Below are 16,132 nucleotides of genomic sequence, written 5' to 3'. Positions count from 1 at the left end.
CAATACATTAAAATTTTATGTCACAGTTCCAGTTTTTAGCCAGTTTTTGCGCTTCTTTTTTTGTGATCTGAATAACAGAAGGATGCTTTGGCACCGAAAAATTAGTCGATTTCATTACTCCTTCATTGAAGTGACCCAAGCTTTTGAAATTCACAAAATCAGAAGTCTCGCTAAACCCGAAATTGTGCGGATTGATGCGGTAGATGTCATAAATCAGCATCCATTTATTCTGGCCGATAAGCTTGTAAACGTTTGGAGCTTCGCATCCTACTTTTTCGCCGTCGACACGCTGTGGATTTAATTGGTATCCACTATTAATAGAGTCTGAAATGGCCTGCTCTATATGGGAACCTCCATTATGAGAAGCAATAAGCATGTGGTATTTACCGCCTGCTTTTGTAATGTCGGCATCTATGTATTCTTTGTCTTCAGGATATTCGAAAATGCTTTTTGGCAGGGTTTCTATTTTGGTAAAATCCTTGTTCATATACGAATAATAGACTTTGTTTTTTTGAGTGCCAAAACGCATGGTAAAGTAAATCATGGTTTTGTTTTCTTTTTCGTCATAAATAAGTTCAGGAGCCCAAGCACAGCCAATGTCTGCCAATTCCGGGAATGCCTGATCTACCCGGAGGACAGTATGTGACCAATGTATCAAATCTGGTGATTTCATTAAAACGAGTCCGCGGTTGTTACCCCAGCCGTACTGCTTGCCGTCACGTTCCCATTCGGTAGTTCGGTAACCCTCTTTTTGTCCGTAAATATGAAGATCGGTGAGAGCCAGATAAAACATTCCGTCGGGTGCGCGGTATATGTATGGGTCGCGTATTCCTTTTTGCTCAGCTATTGTATCGCCGGCTATTATTGGCTTGGCATTGTTTACATCGGTAAAACTGTAGCCGTCTTTGCTCAAAGCCATGTACAAGCCGTGAGTATCATCTTTAAAATAAACCATCAGGTAAGCTCCCATCTCTTTTTCTTTAGGGAATTTGGCTTTTTGTGCCAATGCAAAACTGCCGGCAAAAATCAGAATGCTCAAAGCAATCAGGGATTTGAAATTTTTCATGTTTTTAATTTGAACAATACAGCGGAGTCCTATTTATTAGATACTTTGACAATTTTATATAACCCGGCTCCATGCAGATTGATTTCCGGAGTAAACTCTCCCGAAAATTCTCCAACTTTTTTCCCAGACCATAAATCGGTAATTATGTATTTGTCCATAAGTCCAATGTTTTTAAGGCTGATTGGAATTTTTGCGCTCGGCGGCGGCGGCGGTCCGGATGGATTTTGGGTAAATACAAAAAATTTCACCGTAGCACCCACGTTTTGGGAGATACAGGCTTCGTCCAGACCAACTGTGGCTTTGAAGCGCGTATAACCTTCGGGCAGATCAAATTCTATAATTGAATTAGAGTGCGTCCCGATACCGTTTTCATATTTAACTTTATTCACTGTAAGCGCATTACCGGAAATACTTTGGTTAATCTTTGGCTTCTGCCATCCTGAAGTTGCTTTTTTCCATTTTATATTAGTAAGTTTCAGAGAGTCTTTTTCATTATATAAAGTTGGATTAATCCAGTCTGCATGATCCCAATCGGTATTGTCACCAGCGTCGTTTACTACCAAATATAATTTTTTGGCACCTGTAATATCAATATTCACAGTCGTGCTTTGCTTTGGAGTAGATCTTGATATTATTTCGCTGTTCCAGACTGCTTTTTCTTCGGAGATTGAAATTTGGTCTACTGTATTGAAAACGGCTAAATATTTTGCTCCAGTTTTTGGGTCGTCAGCAATCCAGGCAGCTTTGTCTTTATCGGTAAAAAGAGTTTTGTTGTTTGTACTTTCGTTAAGGACTTTCAATACATTTTTATTGGTTAATAACGAAAGCGTGAAAGGGTCATTATCTGGAAGATTACCGCCAAACATTAATGGAGATTTAAAAATACTCCACAAAGTCATTAAAGTATACTGCTCATCTTTGGTAAAAGCGGTCATACGCGGATCTCCTCTTTCGGCTCTAATTCCAATGCGTCCCAAAGGAAGCATGTCGCCATCGGGATAAGCTCCATAAGCACGCCATTTGTTCCAGCGTTCAAAAACTTCGAAATGGTCTTTCAATTGCTGCCAGCTGTCCCAAAAGTCTCCGACAGTACGCCACATATTGGCACTTTTCTGAACGTGGTCTGCGTGTGCGATTGGTGTTTCTCCGGGAGAAGTGCTTAGAACTATTTTACGTCCCGTGCGGTCAATTGCTTTGCGGATGATATCTATTTCGCCTTCAAAATAAATAGGAGAAGAGAGGTCGTCAATCTTTACAAAATCAAGTCCCCAAGAAGCATACAGTTCAAAAAGTGAATTGTAATATTCCTGTGCGCCAGGTTTCGTCGGAATTACAGTGTACATATCGTGCAGCCAAGTACATTGGTCTTTGTCTGAATAAATATCCTGTGCTTTTAAATTTGTACCTTTTATAGGTAAATTTTGTTTTACAGCTATTACCGGAATCCCGCGCATAATGTGAATCCCGAATTTTAATCCTTTTTTATGCAGATAATCTGCTAATGGTTTAAAACCTTTTCCGCCTGCAGCCGAAGGGAAGCGGTTTACAGCCGGCATAAAACGGCCGTATTGATCCAATACATAATCAGGATCTTTTTCATTATAACCATGTGATTTGTCATTCCCTACATACCATCTGATATCGACTACAATATAATCCCAGCCATAAGGTTTTAAATATTTTGACATATAGTCGGCGTTGGCTTTGACTTCGGCTTCGGTAACAGTAGGGCCAAAGCAGTCCCAGCTGTTCCATCCCATAGGAGGAGTTGATGCCCAGTCATGAAAACTGCTCTTGGTTTGAGATTGTGCAGTATGACTGATTATTGTAAAGAATAAAAAGAGGAAAACTGTTTTATTGTGTTTAAAATGAATCATCTGTATTGGTTTTTGAAATATGTTTACTATAAGTGTGTTTTTTACATTTGTAAAAGTAATTTAAAAAAGCAAGAAAACAACTCAACTTGATAAAAAAACTGGAAGTAAATTAAGAGTATGGTAATTTTTCTTTTAAAATAGCTTTTTATGAATTTGTAAAAAAACTTTTTTATTGGGTTAAAATTCCAAATGAAGGATGAGTATGTGGAATTTTGTGTCGAAAACTACCGCAAATCAGCAGAGTAAAATGTCTGTTTTTAGTAAGTGTTCTGTATTCAGTAACTTATGGGTATTTTGTTTTAAATATGTCATAAATTGTAAAATGTATGATTTATTGCTTTGGGAGGTTATAATTTACGATTTTGACCGTTGTTTTTTTCAAATTTGTCCCTCTTTAAGTTTTTTGATTAACTGTAACTTTGTCCCTGTAGATTCAATAATACAGTGGTTTGTTGTTATTGATTTAATAAATTGCATTTTGTTAGTTTATTTTGAGTTTCTCGAAATTCATTAGACAAAAAATTAAAAAATTTTGGTTACTTATTTATACCCGAAGTTTTTCTTTGGGTATAAATTTTTTAAAAAATCAGGAAGTGAGATTTTGATTATATGATATAAAAAATAAGTAATAAGTAATAATAATTTAAATTTGGTTTAGTTTTAGTTAAGTTAAAAATAAGAAGGCTGTTTGGTGCCTTCTTATTTTGTTTTTAGAGGTATCCTGAATTGTAAAGAATTAGAAAACTGCAGTCAGAAAAGAAGTAATTGATTGGTTTGTTCTACAATGAATTTCTGATAATTAAAGCACACTTGTTTTCAATTTGTTCTTTTTTTCCCCGAAGAACCATTTGTGCCAAAAGTTTTCCCATAGTACTAAAATCGGTTGAAATTGTTGTGATTCCATTAGATACTACTTTCTTTAACGGAGTTTCATTATACGAAATGATGCCAAAATCAGTTCCCAGTTTTAAGTTTTGCTCTCGGGCTTTCTCAATCACAAGAACCAAATCCCTGTCATTTGGAATAATGTAAACACCGCCAATAGTTATCTCGCTCTCTGAAAATTCATTGATGACTTCATAGTCAAAAGCATATTCTGAGCAAAAATTTTCAAATCCAATCTTCATATTCAGCGGTTCTCTAAATCCGGGGAAAATCATAATAAGTTTTTTATACTTGTTGAGTTTTGTTTTTCCTTTATATAATCCTTCGAAGATGTCTTTTTTGTGGTTTTGGTAAATAGCCGGAAATGATTTTAGTTCATCATTGGTTTGATCGAGGATGATTACGTCATTTACTGGTAGGGTTTTTATCGATTCCACTATGCCGGTTAAATTGGTTGGCATAATGATGTATTTAGTATAATTTCCATTACTGTCATTCAGCAGTTTCTGAAAAACAGTAACATTGAAATGATGAAAAAAAATGTCTACCTGTACGTTTTTTCCAATATTTTTTAAAAATGAGTTATAAATGTCTTCTTTAAACGTATTGAGCTCATCAAAGAGCAGAAATATTTTTTGTTTTATATTGATTTCAACACTTTTTACATAATATCCTTTGCCGGGAATGGCATAAATAATTCCTCTTTTTTTGAGATCATCATATCCTAATAAGACGGTGTCACGGGATAATGAAAAAGCAAGGCAGACTTTATTTACCGAGGGAAGGCGGTCTCCTTTTACAAGTTTTTCTTCGTCAATTGCTTTTTCAATGGACTGAATTATCTGTTTGTATTTTGGAATTCCGAGGTTGTCTTGGATAGAAATGATTTTCATGACATTTTTTTTTCAAATATATAAAAAACTGGTAGGTACTGGTATGTATAAGTTGAAATTTATTTTACATTTGGATTTCAAATTTCATAATAAAACAATGGAAATAAAACGCAATTCACAAATTAAGACAGTTTCTGTAAAGAATTTTTTCGGTTTAATGCCAGATAAGGAAGAAGTATACTCTTATGAGTTATTTAATAAAAATGGAATGTCCTTAAAAATAATTACTTACGGAGCTACTGTAACAGAGCTGAAGGTTCCTTTGAAAAACGGCCAAATTGTAGATGTCGTTTTGGGATTTGATACTTTGGAGGGTTATCTGCAGTCTTTTCAGTTAGAAGGCCCGCCTTATATGGGAACTACTGTAGGGCGTTTTGCAGGAAGGATTCATAACGGTTCTTTTGAATTGAACGGGCAAAAAATACTTTTGAATAAAAACAATAATGGCAATTCTTTACACGGCGGTTCTGTTGGGTTTAGCCAAAAAATCTGGACGGTTGAAAAAGTGACAGAAGGTGATAATCCATCAGTTACTTTGAGTTATACCAGTCCTGCAAATGAGGAGAATTACCCAGGGAGTTTAGCTGTTGAGGTGACTTATACATTGACAGAAGAAAATGAACTGCTGATTCAATACGCAGGAAAATCAACTGAGGATACCGTAGTGAATCTAACGAATCATAGTTATTTTAATTTAGAAGGCCATTCGTCTAATGTAAAAGATCAGGATTTAATTGTCAATGCGGATCAAATGCTGGAAAAATCAGCTGATAATATTCCAACTGGTAGGTATCTGGAAACAGCAGGTTCTTCTTTTGATTTTCTGACAGCAAAAAAATGCCCTTCTGAAATTGATAACACTTTTGTTGTAACGCACAAAGATGAAGCTGCGGCTGTTCTTTTCAGTAATAAAAATAATCTGAAAATGACAGTGTATACTGATCAGCCAGGAGTTCATATCTATGTTGGCGGTAATTGTTTTAATAAAGTAAAAGGAAAAGAGAATGCCGATTATCACCCATTAAGCGGTATTTGTTTTGAAACACAGAATTTCCCAGATGCGCCAAATCACGAACACTTTCCTAGTGCAGTCCTTAAAAAAGGAGACGAATATACTCATGAAACGGTTTATAAATTTCAGTAATTTTAAAAAGATTCTGTAATAATGAAAAAAGTCGTAATCATATTATCACTTTTAGTCTTAGCAGTTATGCAGTCTGCTTGTTCAGGCAGTGATGCTCCGGTAACACCGGTAGATCCGCCTGTTGTGGCAGATGATTTTATCAGAGCCGCAGATATTTCTTTTCTTCCGGAAATTGAAAGTGCTAAAGTTGTTTTTACTAATAACGGTAAAGCAGAAGATATGCTTACGACTTTAAAAAACTCAGGATGTAATACAATCCGAATCCGTTTATGGAAAAATCCTGCTGACGGTCATTCTGGATTGGCTGAAGTTAAAACATTAGCTGCAAGAGTAAAGCAGGCTGGTCTGAAGGTTTGGCTAACTGTTCATTACTCTGATACTTGGGCAGATCCAGGAACTCAGACTACTCCGGATGAGTGGAAAAACTTATCTTTTGCAGACTTAAAAACAGCTGTTGCCAATTATACTTCTACTATCATAACAGAGATTAATCCTGATATTATCCAAATTGGGAATGAAATAAACAGCGGTTTGCTCTGGCCTCAGGGACATTTGATTAATCAAGAAGCACAATGTATTGATTTATTAAAAACTGCGGGCGCTGTAATTCGAAGTAAAGCACCAAAAACAAAAATCATGATTCATTATGCAGGTGTTAAAGCATCGGATACGGATTGGTTTTTTGGAAAAGTAAATTCAGTAGATTATGATTATATTGGACTTTCTTACTATCCTATCTGGCACGGTAAAGATTTGACAGCTGTCAAAAGTACGATTGATGCATTGGGAACTAAATTTGGTAAAAAAGTACTCATTGCCGAAACTGCTTATCCATTTACTTTAAGCTGGAATGATGCAACAAATAATATAGTAGGTCAAATCGATCAGCTGGTTTCGGGTTATGATGCAACTCCTGAAGGACAAAAGAATTATATGTTAGCAATCAAAGATCTTGTAAAAACTTCTAAATCCGGAATTGGATTTGCTTACTGGGGAGGAGAATGGATTGCTTTCAAAGGAAGTGCTGCGGTTAATGGTTCTACGTTCGAAAACCAGGCGTTCTATGATTTTACAAATAAAGCACTGCCTGTTTTACAGGTTTTTAGTTTAAATTAAAAAAAAACAGAATATGAAGAAGACATTATTTTCAATAGGGATTCTTATGGCATTTGCTTTTTCATGCAGTATGTTTAATAAAAATGAAAGCAGACCCAAAATAAATGTTTTTGCAAAAGGAGCCGATGTGGGCTGGCTGCCGCAAATGGAAGCTACAGGATATAAATTTTTTGATACCGACGGAACTCAAAAAGACTGCCTGCAGCTGCTGAAAGACCGGGGAATAAATACTATAAGACTGCGTGTCTGGGTAAATCCTTCGGATGATAAAGCAAGCGGGCACTGCAGTAAGGAGGAGACAGTAACGATGGCTGTCCGTGCCCAAAAGATGGGAATGCGTATTATGATTGATTTCCATTACAGCGATTCCTGGGCTGATCCAGGGAAACAGAATAAACCGCTGGAATGGCAAAATCATACTTTTTCAGAGTTGCTAAATGATGTTTATTTTCATACCGAAGATGTTTTGAAGGCTTTAAAAAAAGCAGATGTTACTCCAGAATGGGTACAGGTAGGAAATGAAATACCAGGGGGAATGCTGTGGCCGGATGGGAGTACAAGTAACTTCAATCAGCTGGCGCAGTTACTGAATAAAGGATATGATGCAGTAAAGGCTGTCGATAAAAAAATCAAAGTTATTGTTCATTTAGACGAAGGAAATAACAGTGAAAAATTCAGATGGTTTTTTGATAATGCCAAAGCCAATAATGTTAAGTATGATGTAATCGGATTGTCGTATTACCCTTTTTGGATTAAAACAGATTATAAAGAAAACATAACAGATCTGGCTAATAATCTGAATGACATGGCATCCCGATACAATAAAGAGGTAATGATTGTTGAGGTTGGCGGGATAGATACGCAGGAACAAAATACCTATGATATGCTGGCAGCCGTTATCAAAGCAGTAAAGGCAGTGCCAAATAATAAAGGTCTGGGCGTGATTTACTGGGAGCCTCAAGGTGCAAAATCATGGAGCCACTATGAATTAAGTGCTTGGAAATCTGACGGGAAGCCGTCTATGGCATTGGATGCATTTAAAGAATAATAAACCATATAAGGTTATATAAATTGAAGTGCAATAAAAATATTGGCTAACAAAATGAAATTATAAATAAGTAACTTTAGCTATTCTTATAAGGCTTTTAACAAAAACTAAAATTCTAATATGTTATAAAATGAAAAAATTGATAAGTATTCTTGTTATATTTTTAGCATTTACACAGGTGGCTATGTCTCAAGTACGAGAGGTTAAAGTGTTAGATACCAATTGGAAATTTCAAAAAGGTGATTTTGCAGAGGTGTTTAATGTAAATTTTAACGATTCAAAATGGGAATCGGTAACTGTACCGCATGACTGGGCAATTTATGGTCCTTTTGATAAAAATGTAGATATTCAGAATGTTGCGATTGTTCAGAACGGAGAGAAAGCTGCTTCCGAAAAAACTGGAAGAACGGGAGCTTTACCTCATATTGGAACAGCATGGTACCGCAATACATTTACTTTGCCTAATAATTCAAAAGGGAAAAAAATACTTTTGCTTTTTGAAGGAGCGATGAGCGAGCCTCAAGTTTATTTAAACGGAAAAAAAGTTGGAGAATGGGCGTATGGCTATAGTTATTTTTATTTTGATGTTTCTCAATTTGTACAAGAAGGAGCCAACACATTGGCAGTAAAACTAACTAATAAAGAATTTGCTTCCCGCTGGTATCCTGGTGCCGGTTTATACCGCAAAGTAAGTGTCATTGTAAAAAACAATGAAAGCATTGACCAATGGGGACAGTTTGTAACCACACCTTTTATAAGCGAAGAATCGGCAAAAGTTAATATTAAGACAAAAGCTTCTGGGGAAAATACACGTTTGGTAACCACTATTTTTGATGCTGATGGTCATAAATTAAATTCAGAAGAATCGGATATTCAATTCGGAAAAGAGTTCGATCAAAACATAAAAGTTGATAAGCCAAAATTATGGAGTCCCGAAACGCCGTATCTGTATAAAGCGGTTTCTCAATTATATGTTGGAAAAGAACTGAAAGATGAGATTTCAACACGTTTTGGGATTAGGGAAATAAAATATGAAGCTAATAAAGGCTTTAGTCTAAATGGAAAGATAACCAAATTTAAGGGAGTCTGTCTTCATCACGATCTTGGTCCATTAGGAACTGCTGTGAATAAAGCTGCTTTGCGCAGACAAATGACGATATTAAAAGATCTAGGCTGTAATGCGATACGCAGTTCACACAATATGCCTTCTTTCGAACAGCTTGAATTGGCAGATGAAATGGGTTTCATGTTTTTGGCAGAGAGTTTTGACGAATGGGCAAAAGCAAAAGTTGACAACGGCTATCATCGTTTTTTTAATGAATATGCTGAAAAAGATGTCGTGAATTTGGTGCAGGCAACAAGAAATCATCCTTCTATTGTGATGTGGAGTTCTGGAAATGAAGTGCCGGATCAATGGGGAGAAGCAGGTGTAAAAAGAGCGAAGTGGCTACAGGAAATATTTCACAGAGAAGACCCGACTCGTCCGGTAACTGTGGGAATGGATCAGGTAAAAGCGACTATGGAATCGGGTTTTGGAGCTTTGCTGGATATTCCGGGATTGAATTATCGCGTGCATTTGTATGATGAGGCATTTAAAAAATTTCCGCAGGGGTTTATTTTAGGTTCAGAAACAGCTTCAACAGTTAGTTCGAGAGGGATTTATAAATTTCCTGTAGTTCAGAAAAAGATGAAACAGTATCCGGATTTCCAGTCATCATCTTATGATTTGGAAGCCTGCAGCTGGTCGAATGTACCTGATGAAGATTTTGTGCTTCAGGATGACAAGCCTTGGGTAATCGGTGAGTTTGTATGGACTGGTTTCGATTATTTGGGTGAACCAACTCCTTATGACGAAAGCTGGCCGTCCCGAAGTTCTTATTTTGGAATTAATGATTTGGCTGGTCTGCCAAAAGACCGCTACTACTTATATAGAAGCCGTTGGAATACAAAAGAAGCAACACTTCATATTCTGCCTCATTGGAACTGGGAAGGACGAGAAGGAGAGACAACACCTGTTTTTGTGTATACAAGTTACAACAGTGCTGAGCTTTTTGTAAACGGCAAAAGTATGGGCGTGCAGAAAAAAAATAAAAACACACCTCAGAATCGTTACCGTTTGATGTGGATGGATGTAAAATATGAGCCGGGAACTGTAAAAGTAGTGGCTTTAGATGACAATGGAAAAGCTGTCGCTGAAGAAGAAGTACGTACTGCCGGCAAGCCTTATCAGATTGTTTTGGACGCAGACAGGAAAACAATAACTGCAGATGGCGAAGATATATCTTTTGTAACAGTATCTGTAGTTGATAAAAACGGAATTCCTTGTCCTACGGCGGCGAATCAGTTAAAATTTAAGGTTACGGGAGCGGGTACGTACAGAGCAGCCTGCAATGGTGATGCGACTTCACTTGAAATATTTCATAAAGATACCATGAAACTTTTCAGCGGAAAGCTGGTAGTACTTGTAAAATCGACAACAGCTGCAGGCGATATAAAACTTGAAGTAGATGGTGCGGGACTCAAGAGCGGTAAATTGACCTTGATGTCTGAAAAATAAATAATACAATATAAACTCGCTCCCCCTCACCAAAGGAGAGGGGCTGGGGGTGAAGATAATTAATTTCAAAACAATAGTAATTTAAAGAAAATGAACGATTTATTAATTAAAAAAACGACTGATTTTTTTCAAGAGACATTTGGTGATGCTCCAGAAAAAATAGTACTTTCTCCAGGGAGAATTAACATTATTGGTGAACACATCGATTATAATGACGGCTATGTTTTGCCAGCAGCCATCGACAAGATTATTTGTTTCGCTTTTGCAAAAAGCAATTCGAAGCAGTCTAAAATTGTTGCTATCGATTTAAATGAAGAATTTGAAGTTGATTTGACACAAGAGATTGTATTGAGCGAAGTGGTTTGGACCAATTATATTTTGGGAGTTATTAAGCAATTACAGGATAAAGGATTTTCTTTTGAAGGTTTTAATTGTGTATTTAGCAGTAATATTCCTGTTGGATCAGGATTATCTTCTTCGGCAGCTTTGGAGTGCGGGACGATTTTTGGAATCAAAGAGCTTTTTGGTTTACAGATTCCTAAAGTTGATATTGCATTAACGGGACAAAAAGCGGAGCACTGGGTTGGAATCAACTGCGGAATTATGGATCAGTTTTCGAGTGTAATGGGCTTGGAAAATAAAGTAATCAAAATTGACTGCAAGACATTAGAATACGAATACCACAATGCCGATTTTAATGATTATTCATTGATTTTGTTTGATTCGAATGTTAAGCACTCGCTGATGACATCGGCTTACAATGAAAGAAGACAGCAATGTGAAGAAGGAATTGCAATTGTAAAATCTAATTTCCCAGAGATAAAAAGTTTCAGAGACTGTACAGAGCAGACGATCATTGATTTAAAAGATAAAATGAGTCACGACGTTTTCAGACGTTCTCTTTTTGTGGTAAAAGAAATCAACCGCGTTATTCAGGCGTGTGAAACATTAGACAATGGAAACATTGAATTATTAGGACAGCTTATGTTTGCAACTCACGAAGGTTTGTCCAAAGATTACGAAGTAAGCTGTGAAGAGCTGGATTTATTGGTTGATTTGGCTAAAGCTGAAACTGCAGTTATTGGTTCAAGACTGATGGGAGGCGGTTTTGGAGGCTGTACTATTAATTTAGTTAAAAAAGGACAAGAGCAGCAGATAAAAGATAAGTTCTCAAAATTATACAAAGAAGCTTTTGATATAGAACTGAAAATTTATGATGTAAAAATCGGAAACGGTACATCATTGTACGAAGGAGCACTTTAGAATACTAGAATTTGAAAAAATAACACTGCAAATTGTATAAATTGGACAAATTTTTTAAAGGGCAAAAATTAATTTGCGTTAATTTGTACAATTTGTGGCGAAAAAATTCCCACTTAGCCCGTGGTAAAACCATAAAATGAATAAAATGAAAAATTTTGATATAAACGAAGATCCGCACAGACGTTTCAATCCGTTAATTAACGAATGGGTATTGGTGTCGCCGCACAGAGCAACAAGACCCTGGCAGGGACAGAACGAAAAAATCCACACAGATGTACTTCCAGAGTATGATCCTGCTTGTTATTTATGCGCAGGGAATGTTCGTGCCAATGGAGAAGTGAACCCTAATTATGAATCGAGTTTTGTCTTCGAAAATGATTTTGCTGCCGTAAAGCAGGAACCTATTTTGTTTGAAGAAGATTTAAAACCTACTTTCTTTAAAGCACAGCCGGAACGCGGTATTGCAAGAGTTGTCTGTTTTTCGCCAAGACACGATCTGACGCTGCCTGAAATGGAGCTGGAGGGAATTGAGAATATTGTTAAAACCTGGCAGAAAGAATATACCGATTTAGGAAATGTTGATTACATTAATCACGTTCAGATTTTCGAAAATAAAGGGAGTGTTATGGGATGCAGCAACCCGCACCCGCACGGACAGATTTGGGCGCAGTCCTCTCTGCCTACTCAAGTAGAAAAAACTCAAAATAGTTTAAAAGCATATTTTGAAAAAAATAACAGCAACCTTCTGCTGGATTATCTGCAGGAGGAATTAAAAGTGAAAGATCGTATCGTTATTGAGAATGATCACTTCGTGGCTTTGGTTCCTTTTTGGGCAATCTGGCCGTTTGAAACAATGATTATCAGCAAAAGGCATATTACCAAAATTACCGAGTTTACTTCTGAAGAAGTTTTGGCTTATGCTTCAATTTTAAAGGCATTAACGATAAAATACGATAATCTTTTTGAAACCTCTTTCCCGTATTCTTCAGGTATTCATCAAGCACCTACAGATGGTGAAGAGCATCCGGAATGGCAGTTTCATATGCATTTTTATCCGCCGTTATTGCGTTCCGCTTCTGTAAAGAAATTTATGGTTGGGTATGAAATGATGGGTGAAGCACAAAGAGATATTACACCAGAGAAAAGTGCAGCAGTATTAAAAGCACTTTCAGATATACATTATAAAAACAAATAAAATGAGTAAGATAGTCGTTACAGGCGGTTTGGGATTTATAGGATCTCATACCGTTGTCGAATTACAGAATCAAGGTTTTGATGTGGTAGTTATCGATAATCTTTCCAATTCTTCTATCGAAGTTTTGGATGGTATCGAACGAATTACAGGTAAAAAACCGATTTTTTCTGGAATTGATTTAAGAGAAAAAAAGGATGTACAGCGCTTTTTTGCAGAGCATGATGATGTTGCGGGAGTAATTCATTTTGCGGCTTCCAAAGCTGTTGGCGAAAGCGTAAAAAATCCTTTGCTTTATTATGAAAATAATTTAGGCGCATTGGTTTACATATTACAGGAATTAGAGAAAAAGAAAGAAGCACATTTTATCTTTAGCTCCTCTTGTACAGTTTACGGTCAGGCCGAAGTAATGCCTATTGCGGAGAATACTTCTATTCAGCCTGCATTATCACCTTACGGAAATACTAAACAGATAGGGGAAGAGATTATTGAAGATGTGGTGAAAGTTAGTAACATCAATGCTATTCTTCTTCGTTATTTCAATCCTATCGGGGCACATCCTTCTGCTGAAATTGGTGAACTGCCAATTGGAGTTCCGCAAAATTTAGTTCCTTTTATTACTCAGGCAGGAATGGGACTGCGTGCCGAATTATCTGTTTATGGCAACGATTACCCAACCGTTGACGGAACCTGTGTACGCGATTACATTCATGTAGTCGATCTGGCTAAAGCACACGTAATTGCATTGCAGCGTTTATTAAACAAGAAAAATGCAGAACCATTAGAAATTTTCAACCTTGGAACAGGAACGGGAAGCTCAGTTCTGGAAGTAATCAGCGCTTTTGAAAAAGTGAGCGGTCAGAAACTGCCGTACAAAATTGTTGAAAGAAGAGAAGGGGATGTTACAGAGGCTTATGCCAACACGGATAAAGCCAATAATGTTTTGGGCTGGAAAACTGTTTCATCATTGGAAGAAGCGATGGCAAGTGCATGGAAATGGGAGCAGAAAATCAGAAAAAGTCCTAAATTTAAATCTTAAAATGTTTAGTTAAAAGACTAATCATACGGAGTTTACTATTGTGAAAACAAAATAAATGTAAAAAACACATTTATAAGCATTGCTAATAAATTTTTTTATTTTACATTTGACATTCAATAATTCATAATAAAACAATATTATTAAAACATATTTTTTATTTTATGTTTAATTTGAGTGAGAAATTACTCTTTTTTATTTGAAAGATGTGTTATATTGGCACTCCCAAATTATTTCAGATATTAACTATTAAAAAGAAAAACAAATGACCTTTATATTAACTTTTAAAAAATTATTTACTCATGAGTAATAACTTGGCTTTTGCAGATTATGCAGTATTTATTATTTATTTTATAGTGGTGTCCGTTTACGGGTACATTATTTATCGCAAGCGTGAAAGAAACGAGCACGATGCCAAAGCATATTTCCTTGCAGAAGGAACTTTAACATGGTGGGCAATTGGAGCATCATTAATCGCTTCAAACATTTCAGCAGAACAATTTATCGGAATGAGCGGGGAAGGATTCTTTTTAGGAATCGCTGTTGCTGCTTATGAGTGGCTTGCTGCTATTGCCTTGATTATTGTGGCTGTTTGGTTTATTCCTGTTTATTTAAAAAACAAGATTTACACCATGCCTCAATTTTTGAAACAAAGATATAACGAATCAACAGCTTTGATTATGGCTGTTTTTTGGCTGTTTTTATATGTTTTTGTAAACTTAACTTCTATTTTATATTTAGGAGCTGTTGCTATTAATGGATTGACAGGAGGTGACTACTTGCATGCTATTATGATTGGCTTAGCAGTTTTTGCTTTAATCATCTCTTTAGGAGGTATGAAAGTTGTAGCTTATACAGATGTTATTCAGGTAGCTGTTTTGATTATTGGTGGTTTAGTTACGTCTTACATTGCATTAACTACAGTTGCAGAGTATTTACCAGCTTCTGGTCAAGGTGCTATTGCTGGTTTCAAAGAATTGATGCGTCAAGCACCAGAGCATTTCAAAATGATTATTCCTGAACCTACTCAACGCGTTTCAGCTGCATTTGATCAAAATGCTATCGATAAATACCTTACTTTTCCTGGTTTAATGTCGTATGCTGCTGGTATCTGGATTATTAATCTGAACTACTGGGGCTGTAACCAGTACATCACTCAAAGAGCTTTGGGAGCTGATCTGCAGACTGCACGTACAGGTATTTTATTTGCTGGTTTTTTGAAATTATTAATGCCTCTTATCGTAATGCTTCCTGGTATTGCTGCTTATGTTTTATACCAAAACGGACATTTACCTCAATTGGCTGGAGGGCACAAAGACGGAGCATATTCTGCAATGTTAACTTTCCTTCCTACAGGAATTAAAGGATTATCAGTAGCGGCTTTAACTGCAGCAATTGTTGCTTCTTTGGCTGGAAAAGTAAACAGTATCTCTACTATCTATACTTTAGATGTTCACAAAAAATACATCCAAAGAAATGCTTCAGATAATGCACAGGTAAATATCGGAAGATATACAGTTTTCATAGCAATGCTTTTAGCTGTATTGTTTACTTGGGATGACTTGTTAGGAATTGGAGGAGTAGGCGGTTTTACTTATATCCAAAAATATACTGGTTTTATTAGTCCTGGTGTATTTGCTATGTTCTTCCTTGGTATGTTCTGGAAAAGAACAACTGGTACAGCTGCTATTGTTGGTGTAATTTCAGGTTTCTTACTATCTGTTTTATTCAACGAATTTGCACCTGCATTATTTGGAAATGAGACAATCTTATACACTGCGTACCAGACTGCAAAAGGAACTTACGAAATTCCTTTCCACATTTGTATGGGATTATCATTCTTATTCACAATGCTTTTAATGATTGGTATCAGTATGGCTGGACCAAAAGTGAATCCAAAAGCATTCGAATTGGATACAGAAATGTTCAAATTGAAACCACAGACTACCGTTATGGTGATAATCACTTTGCTGGTTATTGCTGCATTATACGTTAAGTTCTGGTAAAAAATAAGTTAGTTATAAAAAGGGTGAAGCTAAATTCGTTTAGTTTCAC

At 36.3% G+C, this 16,132-nt stretch carries 11 protein-coding genes; 8 read left to right on the top strand and 3 right to left on the bottom strand.

Features of this window, described 5'->3' with window-relative positions; all coding sequences use genetic code 11:
- Window positions 1-7 precede the first annotated feature (7 nt).
- The 3 genes from OZP07_RS20725 to OZP07_RS20715 form a co-directional block, all read right to left on the bottom strand.
- Entirely contained in the window at window positions 8-1,066 is a 1,059-nt protein-coding gene (locus tag OZP07_RS20725; protein WP_281636595.1) for a glycoside hydrolase family 43 protein, read from the bottom strand.
- 29 nt (window positions 1,067-1,095) lie between these two features.
- Window positions 1,096-2,943, bottom strand: coding sequence for an NPCBM/NEW2 domain-containing protein (locus OZP07_RS20720; protein ID WP_281636594.1), 1,848 nt, complete (start codon window positions 2,941-2,943; stop codon window positions 1,096-1,098).
- Window positions 2,944-3,722: 779 nt separating this feature from the next.
- Window positions 3,723-4,721, bottom strand: a complete 999-nt coding sequence (locus OZP07_RS20715) for a GntR family transcriptional regulator (protein ID WP_281636593.1) — start codon at window positions 4,719-4,721, stop codon at window positions 3,723-3,725.
- Window positions 4,722-4,818: 97 nt separating this feature from the next.
- Between OZP07_RS20715 and OZP07_RS20710 the strand changes: the two genes are divergently transcribed.
- The 8 genes from OZP07_RS20710 (at window position 4,819) to OZP07_RS20675 (ending at window position 16,083) form a co-directional block, all read left to right on the top strand.
- Entirely contained in the window at window positions 4,819-5,865 is a 1,047-nt protein-coding gene (locus tag OZP07_RS20710) for an aldose epimerase family protein (protein WP_281636592.1), read from the top strand.
- 21 nt (window positions 5,866-5,886) lie between these two features.
- On the top strand, window positions 5,887-6,981 hold the full coding sequence (locus OZP07_RS20705) for a glycoside hydrolase family 53 protein (RefSeq protein ID WP_281636591.1): 1,095 nt from the start codon (window positions 5,887-5,889) through the stop codon (window positions 6,979-6,981).
- Window positions 6,982-6,994: 13 nt separating this feature from the next.
- Window positions 6,995-8,029, top strand: coding sequence for a glycoside hydrolase family 53 protein (locus tag OZP07_RS20700; protein ID WP_281636590.1), 1,035 nt, complete (start codon window positions 6,995-6,997; stop codon window positions 8,027-8,029).
- A gap of 130 nt (window positions 8,030-8,159) precedes the next feature.
- A complete protein-coding gene (locus tag OZP07_RS20695) occupies window positions 8,160-10,586 on the top strand; it encodes a DUF4982 domain-containing protein (protein ID WP_281636589.1) in 2,427 nt (808 codons plus the stop codon).
- Between the two features lie 90 nt (window positions 10,587-10,676).
- Entirely contained in the window at window positions 10,677-11,849 is a 1,173-nt protein-coding gene (gene galK, locus OZP07_RS20690) for a galactokinase (RefSeq protein ID WP_281636588.1), read from the top strand.
- A gap of 145 nt (window positions 11,850-11,994) precedes the next feature.
- Window positions 11,995-13,044 (top strand): UDP-glucose--hexose-1-phosphate uridylyltransferase, encoded by a 1,050-nt coding sequence (locus tag OZP07_RS20685; protein ID WP_281636587.1) that lies wholly within the window; start codon window positions 11,995-11,997, stop codon window positions 13,042-13,044.
- A 1-nt stretch (window position 13,045) separates the two neighbouring features.
- Window positions 13,046-14,080, top strand: a complete 1,035-nt coding sequence (gene galE, locus OZP07_RS20680) for a UDP-glucose 4-epimerase GalE (RefSeq protein WP_194642652.1) — start codon at window positions 13,046-13,048, stop codon at window positions 14,078-14,080.
- Between the two features lie 299 nt (window positions 14,081-14,379).
- A complete protein-coding gene (locus OZP07_RS20675; RefSeq protein ID WP_194642653.1) occupies window positions 14,380-16,083 on the top strand; it encodes a sodium/sugar symporter in 1,704 nt (567 codons plus the stop codon).
- Window positions 16,084-16,132 lie beyond the last annotated feature (49 nt).

This window comes from Flavobacterium marginilacus (genome assembly GCF_026870155.1).
Taxonomy (GTDB): Bacteria; Bacteroidota; Bacteroidia; order Flavobacteriales; family Flavobacteriaceae; genus Flavobacterium; species Flavobacterium marginilacus.
Note: the sequence above shows the minus strand (reverse complement) of the source record. Positions and strands in the feature narration are given on the sequence as shown.

Bases quoted from the DNA above. Each gene is read 5' to 3' on its own strand.
- OZP07_RS20725 (WP_281636595.1), bottom strand. From the start codon at position 1,066: ATGAAAAATTTCAAATCCCTGATTGCTTTGAGCATTCTGATTTTTGCC.
- OZP07_RS20720 (WP_281636594.1), bottom strand. From the start codon at position 2,943: ATGATTCATTTTAAACACAATAAAACAGTTTTCCTCTTTTTATTCTTT.
- OZP07_RS20715 (WP_281636593.1), bottom strand. From the start codon at position 4,721: ATGAAAATCATTTCTATCCAAGACAACCTCGGAATTCCAAAATACAAA.
- OZP07_RS20710 (WP_281636592.1), top strand. From the start codon at position 4,819: ATGGAAATAAAACGCAATTCACAAATTAAGACAGTTTCTGTAAAGAAT.
- OZP07_RS20705 (WP_281636591.1), top strand. From the start codon at position 5,887: ATGAAAAAAGTCGTAATCATATTATCACTTTTAGTCTTAGCAGTTATG.
- OZP07_RS20700 (WP_281636590.1), top strand. From the start codon at position 6,995: ATGAAGAAGACATTATTTTCAATAGGGATTCTTATGGCATTTGCTTTT.
- OZP07_RS20695 (WP_281636589.1), top strand. From the start codon at position 8,160: ATGAAAAAATTGATAAGTATTCTTGTTATATTTTTAGCATTTACACAG.
- galK (WP_281636588.1), top strand. From the start codon at position 10,677: ATGAACGATTTATTAATTAAAAAAACGACTGATTTTTTTCAAGAGACA.
- OZP07_RS20685 (WP_281636587.1), top strand. From the start codon at position 11,995: ATGAAAAATTTTGATATAAACGAAGATCCGCACAGACGTTTCAATCCG.
- galE (WP_194642652.1), top strand. From the start codon at position 13,046: ATGAGTAAGATAGTCGTTACAGGCGGTTTGGGATTTATAGGATCTCAT.
- OZP07_RS20675 (WP_194642653.1), top strand. From the start codon at position 14,380: ATGAGTAATAACTTGGCTTTTGCAGATTATGCAGTATTTATTATTTAT.